The following is a 20,163-nucleotide window of genomic DNA, read 5'->3' as shown; positions in this document are numbered from 1 at the left end:
TTAAAGTTCTATAATACCTTGTCCTACAATCTTTATTATTACCTTACCATTTTTTGAATCTAAAACCATTGTTCTTCCTTTATTGCCGCCTAAGTGCGAAGCTACCGCAGAAAGCTGTATAGCTTTAAGTGCTTTTTCTACTGCTTCTCCATTTCTTTTTCCAATATCACTTATCATGCTTTTATCAGAAAAATTAAACATTGATGCTCCACCAGCGATCTTAACAATCAAATTTCTCCTTTGACACCCTAACTTCTCCATCTTATCAATTAGAATAGGTATTGCTAAATCTGCAAATTTGTAAGGATTTTTTACATCCTTAAACTGAGTAGAATCGGGAAGCATAATATGTGATAGCCCACCAATTTGTTTGACCTTATCATATACTGCTATACCTACGCAAGACCCAAGTCCGATAGTCATTATCTTATCTGGATATTTTACTGTATTTAAATCAGCAATACCTACTTTGATTTCTGCATCTATCATAGAACCACCTTATAGCAATTTGCTTTTTTCTTCCTCTGTTAAGATTTTAGATAAATCTAACAGGATTACTATGTTATCTTTTAACCTTATCAGTCCTTTTATATATCTTCTAGAAATATTTGATGCTATCGCTGGTGGGTTTTCTATTAAATCGACCTCAACATCTTTTACTTCATATACGTTATCTACTATAATACCTATCTTAGATCCACTTTCCTTAACTACTATAATCTTTGTTTCAGCTAGATTAAGCTTTGTAGCAAAACCAAACTTCTTAGATAGATTTACTATAGGAAGAATACTATCCTCATAGTTAATAACCCCATCCACAAAACTTGGTGCATCTGGAAGTCCTGTAGGTGCTTCATAACCTAATATTCTTTCTACATCCATTATGTTTGTTGCATAATGTTCTCCATTCAAACTGAAAATTAATAATTTAATTTCTTTGTTAGCCATTGTAATCCCCCTTATAAACGAAGCTTATCTATTATTATATCTCCAAGGTCATCCATGTATACATGAAGATTCCTTGAAGGTTCGTCTAAAATTATTTCTCTTTCTCCTATTACAAAAATCGTATTATGATATGCAATATCTGCATATATATGTCCTCCTTTTGCTACAGAAGCTTTGGTTTTAACACCACCAGTGCTACCAATAGTCTTACATCTTATCTCTGATTCAGCTTTAAGATATCCACCTCTAGATACACTTCCATTTTGAGTGAAAATTATACTTCCACTACATGTTAAGTGTGATATGTACTGACCTTTACCATTTATGTATATACTCCCAGATGAACTTAATGTAGAGTCTTGGCAGTAGTTAATAATTATATCCGCTGGTACATTCACACTACCTTCAAGGCCTTTAATCAAGTTATCTGATAAAACCACTAGTTTGTCCAACTCACTATAGTGCTTTATAGTAGTTGGCCCTAGGCCTATAAGCATCTGCCTAACCAACCTACTTAAGGTTTTAGAAGCCTCATCACCCTTAGAAAAAAGTCTTATTATATTCAGCGAATTGGTGATAATATTCTTAAATTTATTTTCTATTAAAACCTTTATTATTTCACCATCGGTTCTACCTGCTCCTAATAGATTATGCTCTTTTATCTCTAACACAGTGCTAGAAAGGTTTACTATTGATATTTTAAGCTCATTTAAAGCTTCAATTTGCTGTTGTACTAAAAAGTCTTTTCCACCAGCCTCAATAGTAGAACCAATTATATTTCCATTAATTACTGTTGAGTCGTTAGAAATAATATGAGATCCATCCACAGCCCCATCAATGCTAATTGATTTTCCTGCCTTAATAGTCATACCTTGGCTTACACTTGCTCCAATATGTATATCTCCTGTAAAGGTCAAATTACCACTAGCCATATTTACGTCTGAGGTTGCTTCATATATTCTATTAACAGTAATAATATTGTTCTTGAACTCTGGTCTTCCATCAATACAAGCAACAACATTACTTCCATCTAGTTTACAGCCATCACCTATAGTTAATTTTAGTTCCTTATATGGTTCAACTTTAATAATCTTACCATAAATATCTATGCCAGGTTTACCTTCTTCACCTTTTTTTATAACTGCTATAATCTCATTTTCTGCTACATTAGGAGTATAGTTCATATTTCTAAAGTCGACCTTTTCATTGTCATCAACTGTTTTGATACCTTTGCCTTTGAATAGCAAGCTTATTTCATCTTGAATCGTTTCTTTTGCCTTTTTTCCTTCTGCCACTAATACTTCATTTTCAGTATTACCAGAACATAGTTGTTTTAGATTATCAAGAATCAGACCACTTACAATTCCTCTTTCAGCCAAAATCTTTTTCATTTCGATTTCTGTATACTTAGGAGGATATTCTTCATATTCCAGTTCAAGTTTAAGTTCTAAAACATTTGTATTATCCGAATCAGATATCATATATATTCTTTTAGGTATATATTTTATAGAAGCCACTGCAGTCATATCATCATTAGATGTTACTATATTAACCTCTCTTTTAGCTTCTTGATTTATAATATCATACCTTATAACATTATTTTCGGATATATTACAAAAATCTTCAACTTTTTTATCATCAATATAAAGATTAATATTATCTGAAACATATATTTTAGCAAGCGCGCCTTGATTTTTGGGATCAACTACTTTAAAAACCCCATTTTTGATAGAGACAACTCCATCGTTCTCACCATCTTTTTCATGAGGAAAAACCTTAATTTTATATTTTCTCTTAAGCATTCCTTTCTTCTCGACGACTTCATAATCAAACTCGTCAGAAGATATATCAAGATCATCTTCAGCTAGCCGTATACATTCTTCAATTGTGAAAGCTTCATATAAATATTCCTTCATTTATAACTCCCCCAATCATTAATTGTTGCTTTTAGTATACCATATTAAGGTTTAATTGTAATTTAATTTTTTAATAGAAATTATAATTTAACTAAACTTCCTATTTATATTTTCTTATATAATCATCAATCTTTTTATTATATAGATCAATTAGTTCTAAAACAATTTCATTTTCTGACGAATTTAAAATTATTCTATCAACATTTGAAATAGGAAGTATTTTAGGAGAAGTCCCTGTAATAAACATCCCATCAAAAAATACAATATCCTTATATGATACTTTTTCCTCCTTAATAGAAAAGTTATTATCTTTACATATGTCTATAATAGAGCCCCTTGTAACTCCTGGTAAAACATCTTCTAATGGCGAAGTTAATATTTCTTTTCCTCTTACCATAAAGATGTTAGATTTACTTCCCTCAGTTATAAAACCATCTCTATCAACAAGTATAGCCTCATATGCATCAGCTTTTTCTATTTGTTTATTTACTTGTTCTCTAAAATTAGTGTTAACTATTTTTGCATTTGGATTTTCTCTTTCACCAAAGAATAGTGTAGTACTAACGCCAGCTTTGTATTGCTCCACTGTAGGATAAGAATGTTTAACAAAGTAAACTAGAAGATTTTTCTCCATACTTTCAGAATCTATTAATAGCTTTACATTGCCGTTCAATATATTTACTTCTTTTATTAGTGACATTATTTGTTCTTTAATCTCTTCTTTAGTATGCTTTATCTCTTTACCTATCAAAGAAAAAGATCTATTCATTCTTTCAAGATGCTTCTCAAGAAAAAGTGGCACTCCATCTATAACTCTTATAACTTCATAGACTATTCCTTTTCTCTTTAATATATTATCGTCAAACTTTTCTATATCTCTAGATGTTCCATTTAAAATAAATTTATTTGAATAACATTCACTCATTTTTTACTCTCCTCTATATAATAAATATACTTGAAGTTTTCTGCCTAATTACTGTGTGAAATAAATAAAACCTTCAAGGTTTTTCATATTAAAGCAATAACTCCTATATATATTATATATTAATAAACAATTACCATACAATTATGTGATAATAAAAAAGTAGCTGAAGCGAACTTTCTTCAGCTACTTTTTTTGCGCATCTGCCTTTTCTGAACGTACGTGAAGAAATTCTGGCAGGCGAATAAGTTTTATTTTTTACTGTTTACCCTAAACAGCTGTTATAAACCCTTAATATTACTAGGTTTAGCTAGCAATAAAATTATACTGCTCTAAACAGTAAAATAGTAGCCGAAGCGATCTTATTCAGCTACTTTTTTTGCGCATCTGCCTTTTCTCAACGTACGTGAAGAAATTCTGACAGGCGAATAAGTTTTATTTTTTACTACATACAATTTTAAAGCTTTGATTTCATTAGAAATTATTGGGCAATAAAAAAAGGCGGTATAAACCACCTTTTTATTCCTATTGAGCTAATTCAGATTCGTAATACTTAGTAACTTCTTCAAATTCTTCATCATCAGGAATAGCAAGTTCGCCTTCTTCGCCTTCTGATTTGAATAAGTATACTGATCCGTCATTAGGATTTTGAACTAGAACATATTCTTTTTCTTTATACTCAAAAGCATCTATAACTTCACAACTAACTACGTTGCCATTTTCATCTTCTAAGTCTACAACAAAGCTTTCATGCTCGTGATCATGGTCATGACCACATCCACAGCCTTCATCTTCACAGCCACAATCTTCGTCGCCGCAACCACATGTATTTTCTTCTTTTACTAATTCTAAATTATTATCTTCTTCGCAGCCACAGCCACATCCGCAAGTATTCTTTTCTTTATCTGACATATGTGATTCACACAATCTAAGCGATGTGTGAAATTCACCTCCTTTAATAAAATAGTATGTTTTAATTTTACCCTAATATTACGATTAATAAAAGCTTTTTTTACTCAATAATAAATATTATTATTTTCAACCTACACAATCCACCTAAATACTGGATATCTCCATATTAATTCTTTGCATAAGCGTCAAAGGGCTAATATATTAATTTCTACAAAATAATTTTAATAACACCTGAAATCTTAGCCTTATTTTCTTAAATAGTTTTAGCAAACTGATATTTTTAATTCAATCAATCTATATTTTTTGCGCATCCTCATTTTAAAAAAATAAAAGGACCAGTTAGACTGATCCTTTTATATCTTTAAAAACTATTCTTGAGTAGCAAGTCTCTTGTAGTTTTCTAATCTTTCCATTGCATCTTGGTAAGTCTTTTCAAATAAAGCATCTGCAGCTTCTGGGAATGCCTTAGCAAGTGAAGCATATCTTACTTCGCCCATTAAGAATGACTTAAAGTCAGCAGTTGGTTCCTTAGAATCAAGTGAGAATGCCTTCTTTCCTTGTTCCTTAAGAGCTGGGTTAAATCTGTACATAGCCCAGTATCCTGACTCAACAGCTTTCTTAGCTTCTAATTGGCTGTTACCCATACCAGCTTTTAATCCATGGTTGATACATGGAGCATAAGCTATTATTAATGATGGACCTGGATAAGCTTCAGCTTCTGCTATAGCTTTAAGAGTTTGGTTCTTATCTGCACCCATAGAAATCTGAGCAACATATACATAACCATAGCTCATAGCCATCATTCCAAGATCTTTCTTCTTAGTTCTCTTACCGCTAGCAGCAAACTTAGCTATTGCAGCAGCTGGAGTTGACTTAGATGATTGTCCACCAGTATTTGAGTAAACTTCTGTATCAAATACAAGAACATTTATATCTTCTCCTGATGCAAGAACGTGGTCTAATCCACCGAAGCCGATATCGTAAGCCCAACCGTCTCCACCGAAGATCCATTGTGATCTCTTAACTAAGAAATCTTTTTCTTTTAATATTTCTTTTGCTATTTCAGCAGTTTCAGTTTCTAAAGCAGCGATAACATTGTTAGCTCTGTCTCTAGTAGCTTCACCGTTGTTCATGTTTTCTAACCAGTCAGCTAAAGCAGCCTTAGTTGTTTCACTTAAATCAGCTTCTAAAGCAGATTTAACTGTTACAGCTAATCTTTCTCTTATAGCAGCAACTCCAAGATACATACCCATTCCAAATTCAGCATTGTCTTCGAATAATGAGTTTGCCCATGCTGGACCATGTCCATTGTGGTTCTTAGTGTATGGAGTTGAAGGAGCAGATCCTCCCCAAATTGATGAACATCCAGTAGCATTAGCTACCATCATTCTATCACCAAATAATTGAGTTACAAGCTTAGCATATGGAGTTTCTCCACAACCAGCACAAGCACCTGAGAACTCAAGTAATGGTTGTTCAAATTGGCTTCCCTTTAATGTGTTCTTGTTCATTGGGTTAGCTTTTGGAGCAACCTTTTCAGTAGCATATTCCCAAGTTGGTATTTCAACGTGTTGTGATTCTTGTGGCTTCATGATTAGAGCCTTTTCTGGTGCTGGACAAACCTGAGCACAGTTTCCACAACCTGAACAATCAAGTGGGCTTATAGCCATTGTGAATGACATTGGTTCAGCAGTCTTAAGAGCCTTAGCTGGAACTATCTTCATTCCTTCTGGAGCATTGTTCTTTTCAGTTTCACTTAATAAGAATGGTCTGATTACAGCATGTGGACATACATATGAACATTGGTTACATTGTATACACTTATCTGCTTGCCATTCTGGTACGTTTATAGCTATACCTCTCTTTTCGTAAGCAGCTGTACCATTTTCGAAAGTACCATCTTCCATTCCACCTAAGAATGCTGAAACTGGAAGTGAATCTCCTTCTTGTCTGTTCATTGGTTCAACTATTTTAGTTACGAATTCTGGCTTAACCTTTGCATCTGCAACTTCTGCATCAACAGCATTAGCCCAGCTAGCAGGTACTTCTATAGCAACAATTGAGTCAACACCCTTGTCTATAGCAGCGTTATTCATATCTACAACGTTTTGTCCCTTTTTACCATATGAAGAAACAACTGCGTCCTTTAAGTACTTAATTGCATCTTCTACAGGGATTATATCAGCTAGTTTGAAGAATGCTGATTGCATTATCATGTTTATTCTTCCACCAAGACCGATTTCTTGAGCTATCTTAACTGCATTTAAAGTATAGAACTTAATGTTGTTAGTAGCTATATATCTCTTGTAGCTTGCTGGTAACTTTTCTTCTAATTCTTCTGGTGACCAGATAGTGCTAAGTAAGAATGTTCCATTCTTCTTTAATCCATCTAATACATTGTACTTGTACACATATGATTGGTTATGACAAGCAACGAAATCAGCCTTGTTTATTAAGTAAGGTGATTTTATAGCCTTCTTACCAAATCTTAAGTGAGATACAGTTATACCACCAGATTTCTTTGAATCATAAGCAAAGTAACCTTGAGCATACATGTCTGTATGGTCTCCGATTATCTTTATAGCACTCTTGTTAGCACCAACAGTACCGTCTGATCCAAGTCCCCAGAACTTACATGCTTTAGTTCCTTCTGGAGTAGTATCTATATCATTGCTTACAGCATCTAATGATGTATTAGTAACATCATCAACTATAGCAACTGTGAATCCATCTTTAGGCTCGTTCTTAGCTAAGTTTTCATAAACTGCAACTATGTGAGCTGGAACAGTATCCTTTGAACCTAAACCATATCTTCCTCCAACTATAACTGGAGCATTTTCTTTTCCGTAGAAAGCATTCTTAACTTCTAGGAATAATGGTTCTGCAGCTGATCCTGGTTCCTTAGTTCTATCTAAAACAGCTATCTTCTTAACTGTTGAAGGTATAACCTTTAACATTCTTTCAACTGAGAATGGTCTGAATAATCTAACCTTTACTAGACCAACTTTGTTTCCATTAGCATTTAAGTAATCTATAGTTTCTTCTACAAGGTCAGTAACTGATCCCATAGCAACTATAATTCTGTCAGCATCTGGTGCTCCATAGTAATCGAAGCAATGATACTCTCTACCAGTTAATTTAGTCATTTCAGCCATGTAGCCTTCAACCATTTCTGGTACTGCATCATAGAATTTATTAACAACTTCTCTTTCTTGGAAGTATACATCTGGATTTTGTGCTGTTCCTCTTGTTACTGGATGATCTGGATTTAAAGCTCTTCTTCTGAATGCTTCTACAGCTTCAGTATCAAGAAGTTTAGCAAGTTCATCATACTCTAAAACTTCTATCTTTTGTATTTCATGTGATGTTCTGAATCCATCAAAGAAATTAACAAATGGTATTCTTGATTTTATAGCTGTAAGGTGAGCAACAGCTGATAAATCCATAACTTCTTGTACTGAACCTTCAGCTAACATTGCAAAACCAGTTTGTCTTGCAGCCATAACATCTTGATGGTCACCGAATATATTTAATGAATTTGCAGCTAAAGCTCTAGCTGAAACATGGAATACTCCTGGTAATAACTCACCAGCAATCTTATACATATTTGGTATCATTAATAATAAACCTTGAGAAGCTGTAAATGTAGTAGTTAAAGCTCCTGCTTGTAATGAACCGTGAACTGCACCAGCAGCACCTGCTTCTGATTGCATCTCCATTACCTTAACTGTTTGTCCAAATATGTTCTTTCTTCCTTGAGCGACCCATTCATCAACATGTTCTGCCATTGGTGATGATGGAGTGATTGGATAGATAGCTGCTACGTCTGTAAATGCATATGCTATGTGAGCTGCAGCAGTATTACCATCCATAGTTTTCATCTTTCTAATTGCCATCGCGCTGACCCCTCTTTCTTAAATTGTTTTATGATATTTGTTTTGTATGATGAGATATTCTAAAAAATTAATTTTTAGAAAAATAAGATTGACTGTTATTTTTGATTATTAGTGAAAGTTTTATTTTGCAAGTTGTTCTCCTAGCATCTTCGCCTTTTCAATCTGAGCATCACTAGGTGATTCTTTAACTGCAAGAATATCAATTACATCAAACCCATAATCTTTCATTCTATCTGACCAATCGATTATGAATTGACCTTCATCCCAACCGTATGATCCAAATAAAACTAGTTTTTTGCCGTTGTTAGGCAACAACTTGAATTGGTTTATGTAAGGTTCCATCTCCTGTTGTTCAATTCTATTATTGTCCATTGATGGACTTCCAAAAGCAACGGAATCAGCATTCATAACATCTTCAACAGTAGCATCAGTTACATGCTTTATGGTAACTTGCGCTCCATTTTCAGTAGCACTAGCTGCTATTGCATCTGCTAAGACTTCTACATTTCCCCCGTTACTCCAGTAAATTATTGATACTTTCTTCATCGTAACAGCACCTCATTTGCTTGTTAAATTCTTAACAACTTCTTGTGGCTACAAATCTGCCCTTTGTCCACATAAATATTATACAGTATGGAAAATTTTTTTCAAGTTTCATATTCTAATATATTTACGAAAATAATTCTTAAACAGCAGAAACTTGCCTAATACCGTCTATTTTCATTATAAAATCCCTTGATTGCTTGTTAATGCTATTTATTCTGAAAAATCATTTTTTTGTTTAAATTTTCTCTCAATTCCGCATTTTTAGAAATATTATTCTCCAAAGTACAAAGAAATCTCCTTAATACTTAAACAAAGCCCGTATATAACATAAATTTGAAACAATAAAAAAATTTACGAGCCTATACTAATTGCTCTTTTTCCCATTTACTGCTTCTAATATTACAGATACTATATTAGAAACGCCATTTTTACCATGACTTTCTCTCATATTTTTTATAAATTTATTTTTATCCTTTGCTAATATGTCTAGTTGTTCAATAAGTTTTTCCTTAGTTAGTTCTTCATCTTGGATAACTAAGCTATATCCATTCTGTTTAAAGGAGTCTGCATTCAACACCTGATCTCCTCTACTAACTTTAGCGGATAAAGGTACAAGTATGTTTGGTTTCTTTAGCGCCAATACTTCCCATATCACATTAGCTCCGGCTCTTGAAATAATATAATCAGCAGCATTCATTAAATCTGGAAGCTCTTCTGAAACATATTCAAATTGAACATATCCCTTTAAATCCTTATACTTTGAATCTAAGTTTCCTTTTCCACAGATATGAATAATATTATATTTTTTTAGCAGCTCATCTAAAGAGCTTCTTATAGCTTCATTTATAGCTCTTGAGCCAAGACTTCCACCTATTATGAATAAAATCGGTTTATCATCAGTAAAGCCGCAGACTTTTTTCCCCTTTAACCTGCTTCCGTCAAAGAGTTCTTTTCTTATAGGTGTACCAGTGTATACCCCTTTATTATCCTTTATGTATTTTAGACTTTCCGGAAAAGTCACACATAATTTATCACAAAAAGGAGCTGCAATTTTATTTGCAAGCCCTGGAGTCATGTCAGATTCATGAGTCACAACAGGTATTTTTTTTATAGATGCGGCTATAACAACAGGAACAGTAACAAAGCCTCCCTTAGAAAAAACTACATCAGGCTTTTCTTTTGCTATTATCTTATAAGCTTCTAGCATTCCCTTCAGCACTTTGAATGGGTCCGAAAAGTTCTTTAAATCAAAATATCTTCTGAGTTTACCACTAGATATGCCAAAGTACTCTATATTGGCTTTTTTGATTATATCTTTTTCCATTCCGTCTTTACTACCAATATACTTTATATCAAAATTTTCTTTTAAAAGCTCTGGAACTAAAGCTAAATTAGGAGTAACATGCCCAGCTGTTCCTCCTCCAGTCATAATAATTTTATATTTCTTCAAAAAATCATCCCCTTAAAACTTTGCACTATTTCAATTATAACCATCTATATTATATTAAAATCCTTATAAAAGATGAACTTATTTTTTTATTTAATTTTGTGACTGTTGAAATTAAGTGGTCATTCATCGGATTCATTAACGATATTGGACAAGTAACTAATATGATTTTTTATTTCTAAAGAAGTATATGTGTAAACTAGAAAAAAGTAAAAACCCATACACCAATTGCTAAACCAATATTATACAAGTACGAGCATATAATCTTTACTTTCAGCAATACTATTAAAGAGTTCTTATTATTGATATATAAATTTTAATTGATACTCCAAAAATAATAATTACTATAGGAATCAAATTAATAAAAAGGAGTGATTAATAATGCCAGGAAAGATATTAATACCAGATAACAAAAATGGATTAGCTAAATTTAAATATGAAATAGCAAGGGAGCTTGGTGTTCCAGTTTCAGAAGCTGATGGTCATGTTTCTGCAAACCAATGTGGTAAAGTTGGAGGAGCCATGGTTAAAAAGATGATCGAAGACTACGAAAAGAGTCTATAAACTTTATTTTAGGCTCTGTTAAAGTACTGTGTTGAAATTAAGTGGTCAGTCATCCGATGATAACCATTTAACTTCAATATCATTAAATGCATACCAAATTTATTACTTTATAAAAACTTATATTTTTATATTTATAACTTCTTATATTTATAACTTCTTAAGAATTTATAGTAAAAATGGGGGTTGAGGCTTATTTATGGTTATACAACTTCATAATGAAATTTATATTATCAATTTTTAATTTTCAAAACTAAAGACGTTTTAAAGATAGAGTTCAGGTTAAAGTGGTATATCATTACATATAAGATGCCAAAAAGTATGTGGCATTGCTTGATTTTCTCAAATCAGAAATAGCGCGAATACAAATCTATTGAATCCAGCACCCCTGCGAATGCTGGATTTATTTTTATGTAATCGAGTAGGAGCTGAATAATTATTTTATTCAGCGTCCTCTCACACCACCGTGCGTACCGGTCTGGTACACGGCGGTTCCTTAAGTTGATTGAATTTTAATATATTGACGCACTAGGCTTTTCAATCCTATGTCCGAGAAGAATTGATTTGTAAGAGTTGTGTTTAAAATCGCACTATTTGCTACTCGCCAGTATCCTTTACGGGTATTGGCAAACTTTATAGCTTGATAGTGTTCAAGTCCCAGCTTCTTAAGGTTTTTATATCTAGTTCTAACTTTCTTCCACTGTTTCCATATACACATTCTTAATCTTTGCCTTATCCAAATATCTATGTGTTCTACTATTCCTTTGCATTTGGCTATTCCATAATAGTTAATCCACCCAACATTAATTAAGTTAAGCTTCTCTATTCTTTGTTCCAAAGTCATCGGTTTTGACCTAGATAGTATCTCTTTGATTTTATCTTTATGTCGACTCAGTGATTGCTTTGATATAGATGCATATGCTTTTCCATACATTAGGTTTAATGTAAATCCTAGAAATTTTCTTCTCAAGGTCTATCTACTGCACTCTTCTGTCTATTTACTTTAAGTTTGAGCTTGCCTTCAATAAAAGCAGTTATGTTCTCCATGACTCTTTTACCTGCTCTCTCACTTTTAACATAGATATTACAGTCGTCCGCGTAGCGACAGAATTTATGACCTCTCATTTCTAACTCTTTATCTAGTTCATCTAGCATTATGTTAGATAACAATGGACTCAACGGTCCTCCTTGTGGAGTTCCTTCTTCATTTCTTACCACTACACCATTTATCATTATTCCTGACTGAAGGTATTTCCTTATTAGGGATAATACTCTCTTATCCTTAATGCTTCTTGATAATTTATACATTAAGATATCATGGTTAACCTTATCAAAGAATTTCTCTAAGTCCATATCAACAACCCACCTATAGCCATCATTGATATATTGCTCTGCTTTCTTAATTGCGTCTTTAGCACTTTCTCTTTGAGGGCGGAAACCAAAGCTACTTTCAGAAAATCTTCTATCATAGATACTATTTAATTCTTGAGCAATAGCTTGTTGGATAAGTCTATCCAAAACTGTAGGTATACCTAAGAGTCTAGTACCACCATTAGGTTTTGGTATTTCTACTCTTCTAACTGGCATTGGTCTATACTCACCATTAAGAATACTCTCTCTAATAGATACCCAGTTTGTTTTCAGAAATTGTTTAAGTTCATAAACTGTCATTCCGTCCACGCCATGGCTACCTTTATTAGATATTACTCTTTTAAGAGCCAAGTTCATATTATCCTTGTATAATATCCTTTCTAGTGAGCCATATTCAAATCCACTGATTTTCTCCTTTGGAGTTGCCGAGAATTCTCTATGCACTCTTTGCTTATCTTCGAGTTCCACTCTATCTTGGGCACTAGAGCCTAAGTATTTAGTTTTCTGCAATCTTTGAGTACTCTGCGAAACTTTCAAACTTGAAAACCTCCTTAAAGTTCAGTCCTTCATCCGCTATCGCGATTAGCGGAGTTACTATGACTTCTGCTGACTTCTGATAGTTCAATTACATATCACTATGTAGGTTATCGCTTTAGAAATTCATCTTATCAGCAATGTATCTATCAGACCTCCCCAGGTAAGAACAACAACCTTCATCTCATATATCTGCTACATTTACTCCTAGAAATTTGGGATAGTGTAGGACTTTGTTTTGTTTTGCAAACTCGTCCGTCCCTAGTAAGCCTTATATGTAGTTCGTATCCCTCAGACCGAGATTTTGCCTTAGGCTTCCTTCAGATTCCACCTCACGATGGACACCCTTGCCCTTAGCTAGTGGTTCCCACTACCAAGCCCACAGCGGACTTTCACCGCCAAGTTGTTGCCCATGCTGGGCACACAAAAAGGAGCTGTGCACTAATCAATTAGTTCGACAGCTCCTAAAAGCAACTACAGCCTTATACTCTTTATTATAACTTGAAGACTCTTGTTACCATTGTATTCATTAACAGAAGGGTAGAAAAGAAAATCCATCTTGAAGTTACAGAAGGAGCTATCTAAGATATTTAAAAAGGCCTCTTCACCGTACTTATTAATAAACTGCTCTTTGAATTCTTCATACTTATTAAAGCATATACCATCCATACTATAATTACTGCCTAATATCTTGAATCTAAATTTTAATATATTCTTTTCTTTCCCTATGGTCCAAAGCCTTAATACTTCAACGTTTTTCTCTCCAAATATAGGAGTAGTATTTCCTTTACCAAAAGGCTCTAACTCTTCAAGTTCATTGACTACTTGCTCGTTAATGTATGATAAGGGAAGCTTTAGATCTATTCTTATCTTAGGAACAATATCTTCATCCTTTAACCTACAGGTCTTTAACAATTTTTCTCTTAGCTTTGGTATATTATCAAGTTCTATAGACAACCCTGCCGCCATAGGATGCCCACCAAACTTATCTAAGTACTCCTTGCAGTTTGAAAGTTCTTCAAACATATTATATTCTTCTATCGACCTTCCAGAGCCTTTTGCCATCTCTTTTCCCTTGGTCAAAACTATAGCTGGAACATTATACTTTTCTCTTATTCTTCCTGCCACTATACCAGCTATACTTTCATGTATCCTATCATTATATACCACTAAGACCTTATCTTTTGTCATATTATTTTGTTCTATCTGATGCTCTATAAGTTCTACACTTTCTGTAGTCATATCTTGTCTTCTTTGATTAAGCTCATGAAGCTCTTTAGCCAATTCATTTGCTCTCTCAGTATCTGTTGTAAGCAAAAGCTCAACAGATAGATCAGCAGTTTCAAGTCTTCCTGTAGCATTTACGCAAGGTCCTATTATAAATCCTAAATGATAGGCACTTATAGTCTTATCATCTAAATTAGTTTGTTTCATCAAAGCCTTAAGCCCTAAGTTTTCACTTTTATTTATTCTTTTAAGACCTTCTTTTACTATTATCCTATTTTCATCAACCAAATCTACTACGTCACACACCGTAGCTATAGCTGCAAATTCCAAAAGGTCATAAGACCTTTCCTTAGGTATCCCTAAAGCTTCATAAAGACATTGTACAAACTTAAGAGCTACACCTGCACCACAAAGTTTTTTAAATGGATACTGACAGTCAGGGCGCTTTGGATTGACAACAGCATCGGCCTCTGGAAATTTTTCTATCACTGTTCCATCAGCTTCTTTAAAAATTGGTATGTCATGATGATCTGTTATTATAACACCCATACCTAATTCTTTTGCTAATTCCACTTGTTCAAAGGCTGCGATACCATTGTCACAGGTTATAATAAGTTCATAACCTTCCTCTTTAAGCTTTTTTATTCTATTGCTATTCATACCATAGCCTTCATCCTCACGATTAGGTATATAGTAGCTAAAATTAGCCTTGCAGACTCTTAATGCATTATTGAAAATTACAGTACTATTTACTCCATCACAATCGTAATCTCCATAAATCACCATTTTACTATTGTTATGGATAGCATTCTTTACTATAGCTACCGCTTTATCCATATCCTTCATTAAGTGACCATCATGCAAGTCTTCAATATTTCCAAACAAGAACTTCCTTGCTTGCTTCAAGTCACTTATTTCTCTATTTACCAATAGTCTAGAAGTAAATTGACTTATATTCAATTCACTAACTAATCTATTAGCCTCTGCTATTCCTTTGTTTATTAAAAGCCAATTTTCACTCATACATCTCTCCATCACCATAGTACTTGCTTTGAACCTTTAGCAAGCACCTTTGTTATAACTTCTATTATATCTTTAACTTCTAATTTGTATTTAAATTTTAATTCAGCATTAACTAAATCTCCATCACCGTACATGATTTCATAGATAGTCAATCTATTAGCTAGAACTATACTTCTTTCGAGTTCTAAGGATCTTTTCAGTTTAAGCCTCTTTATTAAAAAGGCCATATCTTTTTCACTTAGTTTTTCAAAGTTTTTAGCAGCTGTATTGATGAGGTCATCTATTATATTGATGGTCTTTTCTACATTAACTTTTGAAGTGCTGCAGTTTATAGAAAACAGCTTTATTCCTTTTTCATTTTTTATCAAGCTAGAAACTTCATATGCTAATCCATTTTTAGTTCTAACCTCATCAAAAAGTCTAGAGCTTACGCCTTCACCAAACCAAGTATTAAATACTCTAAGAGCCTCAACTTCTTTATGATTAAGCATGCTTATGTCAAATATATATTGAAGCTTAGCTCCTTCAAAGCCATCTATCTCTTTATAGTACGTTCCTTCCTTTATATCTTCATTATCAAATATAACCTCAGTATAAGTACCTTTAAATTCTTTAAATCTAGCTTCTACTACATCAATAATTTCTTTTAAAGGAATATTTGATACCACTGAAATCACACAATTTTTCGGAACGTAATATTTATTATAAAACCTTTTGAGCTCAGCTAGAGTAATGTTCCTTATGGACTCCTCGGTACCTATTATTATTTCTTTAACTCTTTTTCTTCCATAAGAATTGAATAGTATCTCATCCTCACAATACTGTTCAAAGTCTTCCTTCCATTCCTTGCATTCCTGAAGTATTACATCCATCTCTTCTTTAAATCCAACTTCACTTAATGCTGGATTTATTATTATATCTGAGTATAAAGAAAAGGCTTCTACAAAATCTTCATTTGCGGTGGTTCCATAGTATATACAGTATGGAAAATTTGTCATTGCGTTGTTAAAACCGAATAATCTATCGCTTCTTAAATTAATTTCATCTTCAGTTAACTCTGATGTTCCTTTAAAAAGCATATGTTCAAGAGCATGAGCGGTTCCTAGATTAAATCCTTGCTCCATATTTGCTCCCGCTTCAAAGCCAATACAAAATGAAGTGATATCAGCACTTCTATATTCATATAGAAGTCTAACACCATTATCTAAAACTATTTTCTCCATAAAAACCTCCAAGAGAGAATTTAAAAGTTCCTAGAGGATCTCCCCTAGGAACAAAAATATTTATGTTTTAAAGACCCTATTAAAATGACATAACCTTTAATACTTATTTAGCTGAAAGAAAATTCTATAATTTGCTATCCATCAAAAAGTTGTACATCATACCTTCTCTTAAGTCCTCTACCTCTGTGTCACAACCTAATTTCTCAAGTAATTTATAGGAAAAAGGTAATGCAGTTGCAGGTCCTCTGCTAGTTATAATATTACCATCAACCACAACTAGCTCATCTTTATAAATACAATGCTCTAATTGTTTATCAAAGGAAGGATATGAAGTTACAAGCTTACCGTCAATTATTCCTGCCTTAGCTAAAACTATTGGTGCAGCACAGATTGCAGCAACTATTCTTCCTGAAGCGTAATAATCCTTAACAAGTTCTACCACTCTTATGTTTTCTCTCAAATTAGCTGCCCCAGGCATTCCTCCTGGAAGCACAATGGCATCATAGCTATTTAGCTCTTCATTGTCCAAAGTAATATCTGCTTGAACCACAATATCATGAGAGCCTGAAACTTCTCTCTCTTTAATACTACAGGTATCACATTGAACATTAGCTCTTCTAAGTACATCAACTACAGTTAGCGCTTCAATCTCTTCAAAGCCCTCTGCAAGTAATAATAAAACCTTTTTCATAGAATACCTCCTATTTAAGCTGTACCTCTTTTATATACTCATTAGGTACTACAGAAAATACGCAGTTACCTCTGCCAGCTCTGTTTTGTATTTTAATATCATTAAGCATAAGTTCTTTTTTCTCACCAATACTCGAAAATAATATAACTTTTTCTGCATAAGTTACTTCTACAGCAACTTCATTATACCCCTTGTTATTTTTACTTTCAATAACAGACTTTAAAACTGTTCCAAAAACCAGCTGATCATCTTCTTTTAAGCTTATACCAGTAACTCCTGAAGCTACCCTTCCCATTGGAGATACATTCTCTTCAGCAAATCTTATCAACATTCCTTTTTTAGTAACCATCAATATATCTATACCGGTTATATTATCATAAACTTTTACAGAAGCTAGTTCATCCTTGTCAGTCTTCAACTTGTATGCCACTAAAGAATTGGCGTTGCCTTCGAACTCTTTCATTAATGTCTTTTTTACAAGACCATTTTTACTAAAGAATATGACAGATTTTTTATCATTAAAGTCCTTTTCTGAGTAGACGCTGATTACCTCTTCACTGTCTTCAAAGCCATCCACTAATAAGCTTATATTAATTTCTTCCGACAGGTTTTGTATCATATAACTAGGTATCTTATAAACATTTCCCTTCGAGGTAAATATCATAATTTGTTCATTTGAAACCGTAGCGGTCTTCATGAATGCATCCCTTGCTGCTTTTTGGTAAACCTTCAAGTTGCCTTTTTTATTTACTCCCACAACAAAATCAGCAAAATCATATTCATTGACATACTCTACTAAAGAAACCTCATCTTCTTGACTTATTGTACTTAGCTGTACACCCATTATATTTCTGTCTACTGCATCTACAATAGGCTCTTCAACCTTAAAATCTAATCCTAGTTTAGTCTTTATATGAATAACTTTTTCTTCTTCATTAGCATCTACTAAGCTTACATGAACAAGCTTCTCATTGTCCTTAAGCCTTATTGCTAAAAGCTTCGAATAAGCAGTAATAAATTTGTCCATAGAAGTTTTCTTTATAACAGCCTTGGAAGTAATAAACTTAAATAGCTTACTTGGACTAAAGTTATCAACTGAAAGTGCCATAACAACACTTTCTTCTTCTAAGGATAATCCTCTTATTATGTCATCTACCCTTTCACCTTTATCTTTCCACTTATATTCAGGTATAAGATTACATTTTACCTGATACATATTTCCTTTATCCGTAAAGAAAATCAAACTCTCCTTTGTATTTGAAGTAAATATATACTTAAGGTAATCGCCTTCTCTATACTCTATATCTTCTGGGTTAGAGTTAGACCTATTATAAGATTTTAGTGGAACTCTTTTTATAAATCCGTCGTTTGAAAGGGTTACCATAACATCTTCTTCTATGATAAGCTCTTCTATATCTATCTTAGCCTCACTGTCATCTTCTATAATGGCGGTTCTTCTAGGACTAGCAAACTTATCAGTAACTTCTTTAAGTTCTTCCTTAACTACTTTTAGCAGCTCGCCTTCGTCACTTAATATCTTTCTTAAAGCTTTTATTAGCTTTTCTAATTCTCTATGTTCTTTTTGGAACTCCTTTATTTCAAGACCAGTCAATCTATAAAGCATAAGCTCCAATATTGCTTCAGCCTGAATTTCAGTAAATCCAAATCTATCTATCAAGTTTATAGAAGCATCTTTTTTTGACTTTGATGCCCTTATAGTCTCTATGATTTGATCCATTATATCTATGGCTTTTATGAAGCCCTCAACTATATGGAATCTCTTTTCTGCTACTTCTAATTCCCTTATAGTTCTTCTTCTAACAATATCCTTCTGATGATTCACATAATGCCCAATTATAGTTTTTAAGCCCATAGTCTCCGGCTTACCATCTGCCAAGGCAACCATGTTAAAACTAATATTGCATTGAAGATCTGTCTTTTTAAATAGATACTTAAGCACCTTATCTGCAACAGTTTCATCTGCATTTTTTCTAAGTTCTATAACTGCTCTTATACCAGTTCTATCAGACTCATCTCTTATATCCGTAATAGCTTCCAAAGCCTTAGAATGTCTCTTATCTCCAGTCATTTCTGAGATAAGCTGAAGCAACTTGGCCTTATTTCTTCTATATGGGAATTCAGTAATAATTATACCTATTCTGCCATTGTCAAGCTTTTCTATGGATGTTTTAGCTCTCAAAGAAACTTTTCCCTCACCAGTTTCATAGGCTGAAAGCATAGAGTTTTTCCCTATAAGTATACCGCCTGTAGGAAGGTCAGGTCCCTTAACAAACTGCATCAATTCTTTTGTAGTTATCTCTGGATTTTCAATATAAGCAAAAACTCCATCAGAAACTTCTTTAAGATTGTGAGGAGGTATATTAGTAGCAAGACCAACAGCTATACCAAAGGCACCGTTAACTAAAAGATTAGGATATCTACTAGGTAAAACCTTAGGCTCCCAATCTGTATCTGAGTAGTTAGGAACCATATCTACTATGCCTTTATCTATATCCTTAATCATCTCCATAGCAATAGGAGAAAGCCTTGCCTCAGTGTATCTCATAGCAGCAGCGCTATCACCATCAATAGAGCCCCAGTTTCCATGTCCGTCTATTAAAGGCTCTCTAGTTGTGAAGTTTTGAGCAAGTATTACCATAGCCTCGTAAACTGATGAGTCACCATGAGGATGGAACTTACCTAATATATCTCCTACTATTCTAGCAGATTTATAGTAAGGCTTATCTGGAAATGCTCTTAGAAGATATGCTCCGTAAAGAATTCTTCTATGAACAGGTTTAAGTCCATCTCTTACGTCTGGTAGTGCTCTATCCTTAGCCACCTCTACTGCATATGGCAGATAGTTGTCAGGCATCGCCTCTTCTATAGCTATTGGAATTATATTATTGTCCTTTGGAATTGCCTCATTCTTTTTTGCCATAAAGT

Annotated in this window: 15 protein-coding genes; 1 reads left to right on the top strand and 14 read right to left on the bottom strand. The window is 33.5% G+C overall.

What is annotated here, in order from left to right; genetic code table 11:
- The 8 genes from C1I91_RS08210 to C1I91_RS08175 form a co-directional block, all read right to left on the bottom strand.
- Complete coding sequence (locus tag C1I91_RS08210; protein ID WP_128212440.1) at window positions 1–489, bottom strand: chemotaxis protein CheD; 489 nt, start codon at window positions 487–489, stop codon at window positions 1–3.
- A 9-nt stretch (window positions 490–498) separates the two neighbouring features.
- Window positions 499–948, bottom strand: coding sequence for a chemotaxis protein CheW (locus C1I91_RS08205; protein ID WP_128212439.1), 450 nt, complete (start codon window positions 946–948; stop codon window positions 499–501).
- Window positions 949–959: 11 nt separating this feature from the next.
- Window positions 960–2,864 carry a flagellar assembly protein A gene (locus tag C1I91_RS08200; RefSeq protein WP_128212438.1) on the bottom strand — a complete coding sequence of 635 codons (1,905 nt, stop codon included), beginning with the start codon at window positions 2,862–2,864 and terminating at the stop codon, window positions 960–962.
- 100 nt (window positions 2,865–2,964) lie between these two features.
- Window positions 2,965–3,789: an aminotransferase class IV gene (locus C1I91_RS08195; RefSeq protein WP_128212437.1), complete on the bottom strand. Its 825-nt coding sequence runs from the start codon at window positions 3,787–3,789 to the stop codon at window positions 2,965–2,967.
- 522 nt (window positions 3,790–4,311) lie between these two features.
- Window positions 4,312–4,698, bottom strand: a complete 387-nt coding sequence (locus tag C1I91_RS08190) for a DUF1292 domain-containing protein (RefSeq protein ID WP_128212436.1) — start codon at window positions 4,696–4,698, stop codon at window positions 4,312–4,314.
- 368 nt (window positions 4,699–5,066) lie between these two features.
- Complete coding sequence (nifJ, locus tag C1I91_RS08185; RefSeq protein ID WP_128215942.1) at window positions 5,067–8,588, bottom strand: pyruvate:ferredoxin (flavodoxin) oxidoreductase; 3,522 nt, start codon at window positions 8,586–8,588, stop codon at window positions 5,067–5,069.
- A 126-nt stretch (window positions 8,589–8,714) separates the two neighbouring features.
- Entirely contained in the window at window positions 8,715–9,140 is a 426-nt protein-coding gene (locus tag C1I91_RS08180) for a flavodoxin (protein ID WP_128212435.1), read from the bottom strand.
- A gap of 364 nt (window positions 9,141–9,504) precedes the next feature.
- Window positions 9,505–10,590, bottom strand: a complete 1,086-nt coding sequence (locus C1I91_RS08175) for an undecaprenyldiphospho-muramoylpentapeptide beta-N-acetylglucosaminyltransferase (RefSeq protein WP_164880484.1) — start codon at window positions 10,588–10,590, stop codon at window positions 9,505–9,507.
- A gap of 378 nt (window positions 10,591–10,968) precedes the next feature.
- Here C1I91_RS08175 and C1I91_RS08170 point away from each other — a divergent pair, with 378 nt between their 5' ends.
- Window positions 10,969–11,151 carry an alpha/beta-type small acid-soluble spore protein gene (locus C1I91_RS08170; RefSeq protein ID WP_128212434.1) on the top strand — a complete coding sequence of 61 codons (183 nt, stop codon included), beginning with the start codon at window positions 10,969–10,971 and terminating at the stop codon, window positions 11,149–11,151.
- A gap of 493 nt (window positions 11,152–11,644) precedes the next feature.
- Here C1I91_RS08170 and C1I91_RS29710 read toward each other — a convergent pair whose 3' ends face one another.
- The 6 genes from C1I91_RS29710 to C1I91_RS08145 all read right to left on the bottom strand — a co-directional run bounded on the left by C1I91_RS29710 (window position 11,645) and on the right by C1I91_RS08145 (window position 20,158).
- Window positions 11,645–12,118, bottom strand: coding sequence for a group II intron maturase-specific domain-containing protein (locus C1I91_RS29710; RefSeq protein ID WP_420808453.1), 474 nt, complete (start codon window positions 12,116–12,118; stop codon window positions 11,645–11,647).
- Window positions 12,115–13,056 (bottom strand): group II intron reverse transcriptase/maturase, encoded by a 942-nt coding sequence (gene ltrA / locus C1I91_RS08165; protein WP_420808452.1) that lies wholly within the window; start codon window positions 13,054–13,056, stop codon window positions 12,115–12,117. The genes C1I91_RS29710 and ltrA overlap by 4 nt, the downstream gene beginning before the upstream one ends.
- Before the next feature lie 471 nt (window positions 13,057–13,527).
- Window positions 13,528–15,303 carry a single-stranded-DNA-specific exonuclease RecJ gene (gene recJ, locus C1I91_RS08160; protein WP_128212433.1) on the bottom strand — a complete coding sequence of 592 codons (1,776 nt, stop codon included), beginning with the start codon at window positions 15,301–15,303 and terminating at the stop codon, window positions 13,528–13,530.
- Window positions 15,304–15,314: 11 nt separating this feature from the next.
- A complete protein-coding gene (locus C1I91_RS08155; protein WP_128212432.1) occupies window positions 15,315–16,526 on the bottom strand; it encodes a M16 family metallopeptidase in 1,212 nt (403 codons plus the stop codon).
- Between the two features lie 124 nt (window positions 16,527–16,650).
- Window positions 16,651–17,217, bottom strand: a complete 567-nt coding sequence (locus C1I91_RS08150) for a DJ-1 family glyoxalase III (RefSeq protein ID WP_128212431.1) — start codon at window positions 17,215–17,217, stop codon at window positions 16,651–16,653.
- A 10-nt stretch (window positions 17,218–17,227) separates the two neighbouring features.
- On the bottom strand, window positions 17,228–20,158 hold the full coding sequence (locus C1I91_RS08145) for a DNA topoisomerase IV subunit A (protein WP_128212430.1): 2,931 nt from the start codon (window positions 20,156–20,158) through the stop codon (window positions 17,228–17,230).
- Window positions 20,159–20,163: the final 5 nt, after the last annotated feature.

Origin of the sequence: Clostridium manihotivorum, assembly GCF_004015185.1 — a bacterium.
Taxonomy (GTDB): domain Bacteria; phylum Bacillota; class Clostridia; order Clostridiales; family Clostridiaceae; genus Clostridium_AR; species Clostridium_AR manihotivorum.
This window is presented reverse-complemented; position numbering and strand designations above follow the sequence as displayed.

Coding starts and splice junctions, on each gene's coding strand:
- C1I91_RS08210 (WP_128212440.1), bottom strand. CDS start 489: ATGATAGATGCAGAAATCAAAGTAGGTATTGCTGATTTAAATACAGTA.
- C1I91_RS08205 (WP_128212439.1), bottom strand. CDS start 948: ATGGCTAACAAAGAAATTAAATTATTAATTTTCAGTTTGAATGGAGAA.
- C1I91_RS08200 (WP_128212438.1), bottom strand. CDS start 2,864: ATGAAGGAATATTTATATGAAGCTTTCACAATTGAAGAATGTATACGG.
- C1I91_RS08195 (WP_128212437.1), bottom strand. CDS start 3,789: ATGAGTGAATGTTATTCAAATAAATTTATTTTAAATGGAACATCTAGA.
- C1I91_RS08190 (WP_128212436.1), bottom strand. CDS start 4,698: ATGTCAGATAAAGAAAAGAATACTTGCGGATGTGGCTGTGGCTGCGAA.
- C1I91_RS08180 (WP_128212435.1), bottom strand. CDS start 9,140: ATGAAGAAAGTATCAATAATTTACTGGAGTAACGGGGGAAATGTAGAA.
- C1I91_RS08170 (WP_128212434.1), top strand. CDS start 10,969: ATGCCAGGAAAGATATTAATACCAGATAACAAAAATGGATTAGCTAAA.
- recJ (WP_128212433.1), bottom strand. CDS start 15,303: ATGAGTGAAAATTGGCTTTTAATAAACAAAGGAATAGCAGAGGCTAAT.
- C1I91_RS08155 (WP_128212432.1), bottom strand. CDS start 16,526: ATGGAGAAAATAGTTTTAGATAATGGTGTTAGACTTCTATATGAATAT.
- C1I91_RS08150 (WP_128212431.1), bottom strand. CDS start 17,217: ATGAAAAAGGTTTTATTATTACTTGCAGAGGGCTTTGAAGAGATTGAA.
- C1I91_RS08145 (WP_128212430.1), bottom strand. CDS start 20,158: ATGGCAAAAAAGAATGAGGCAATTCCAAAGGACAATAATATAATTCCA.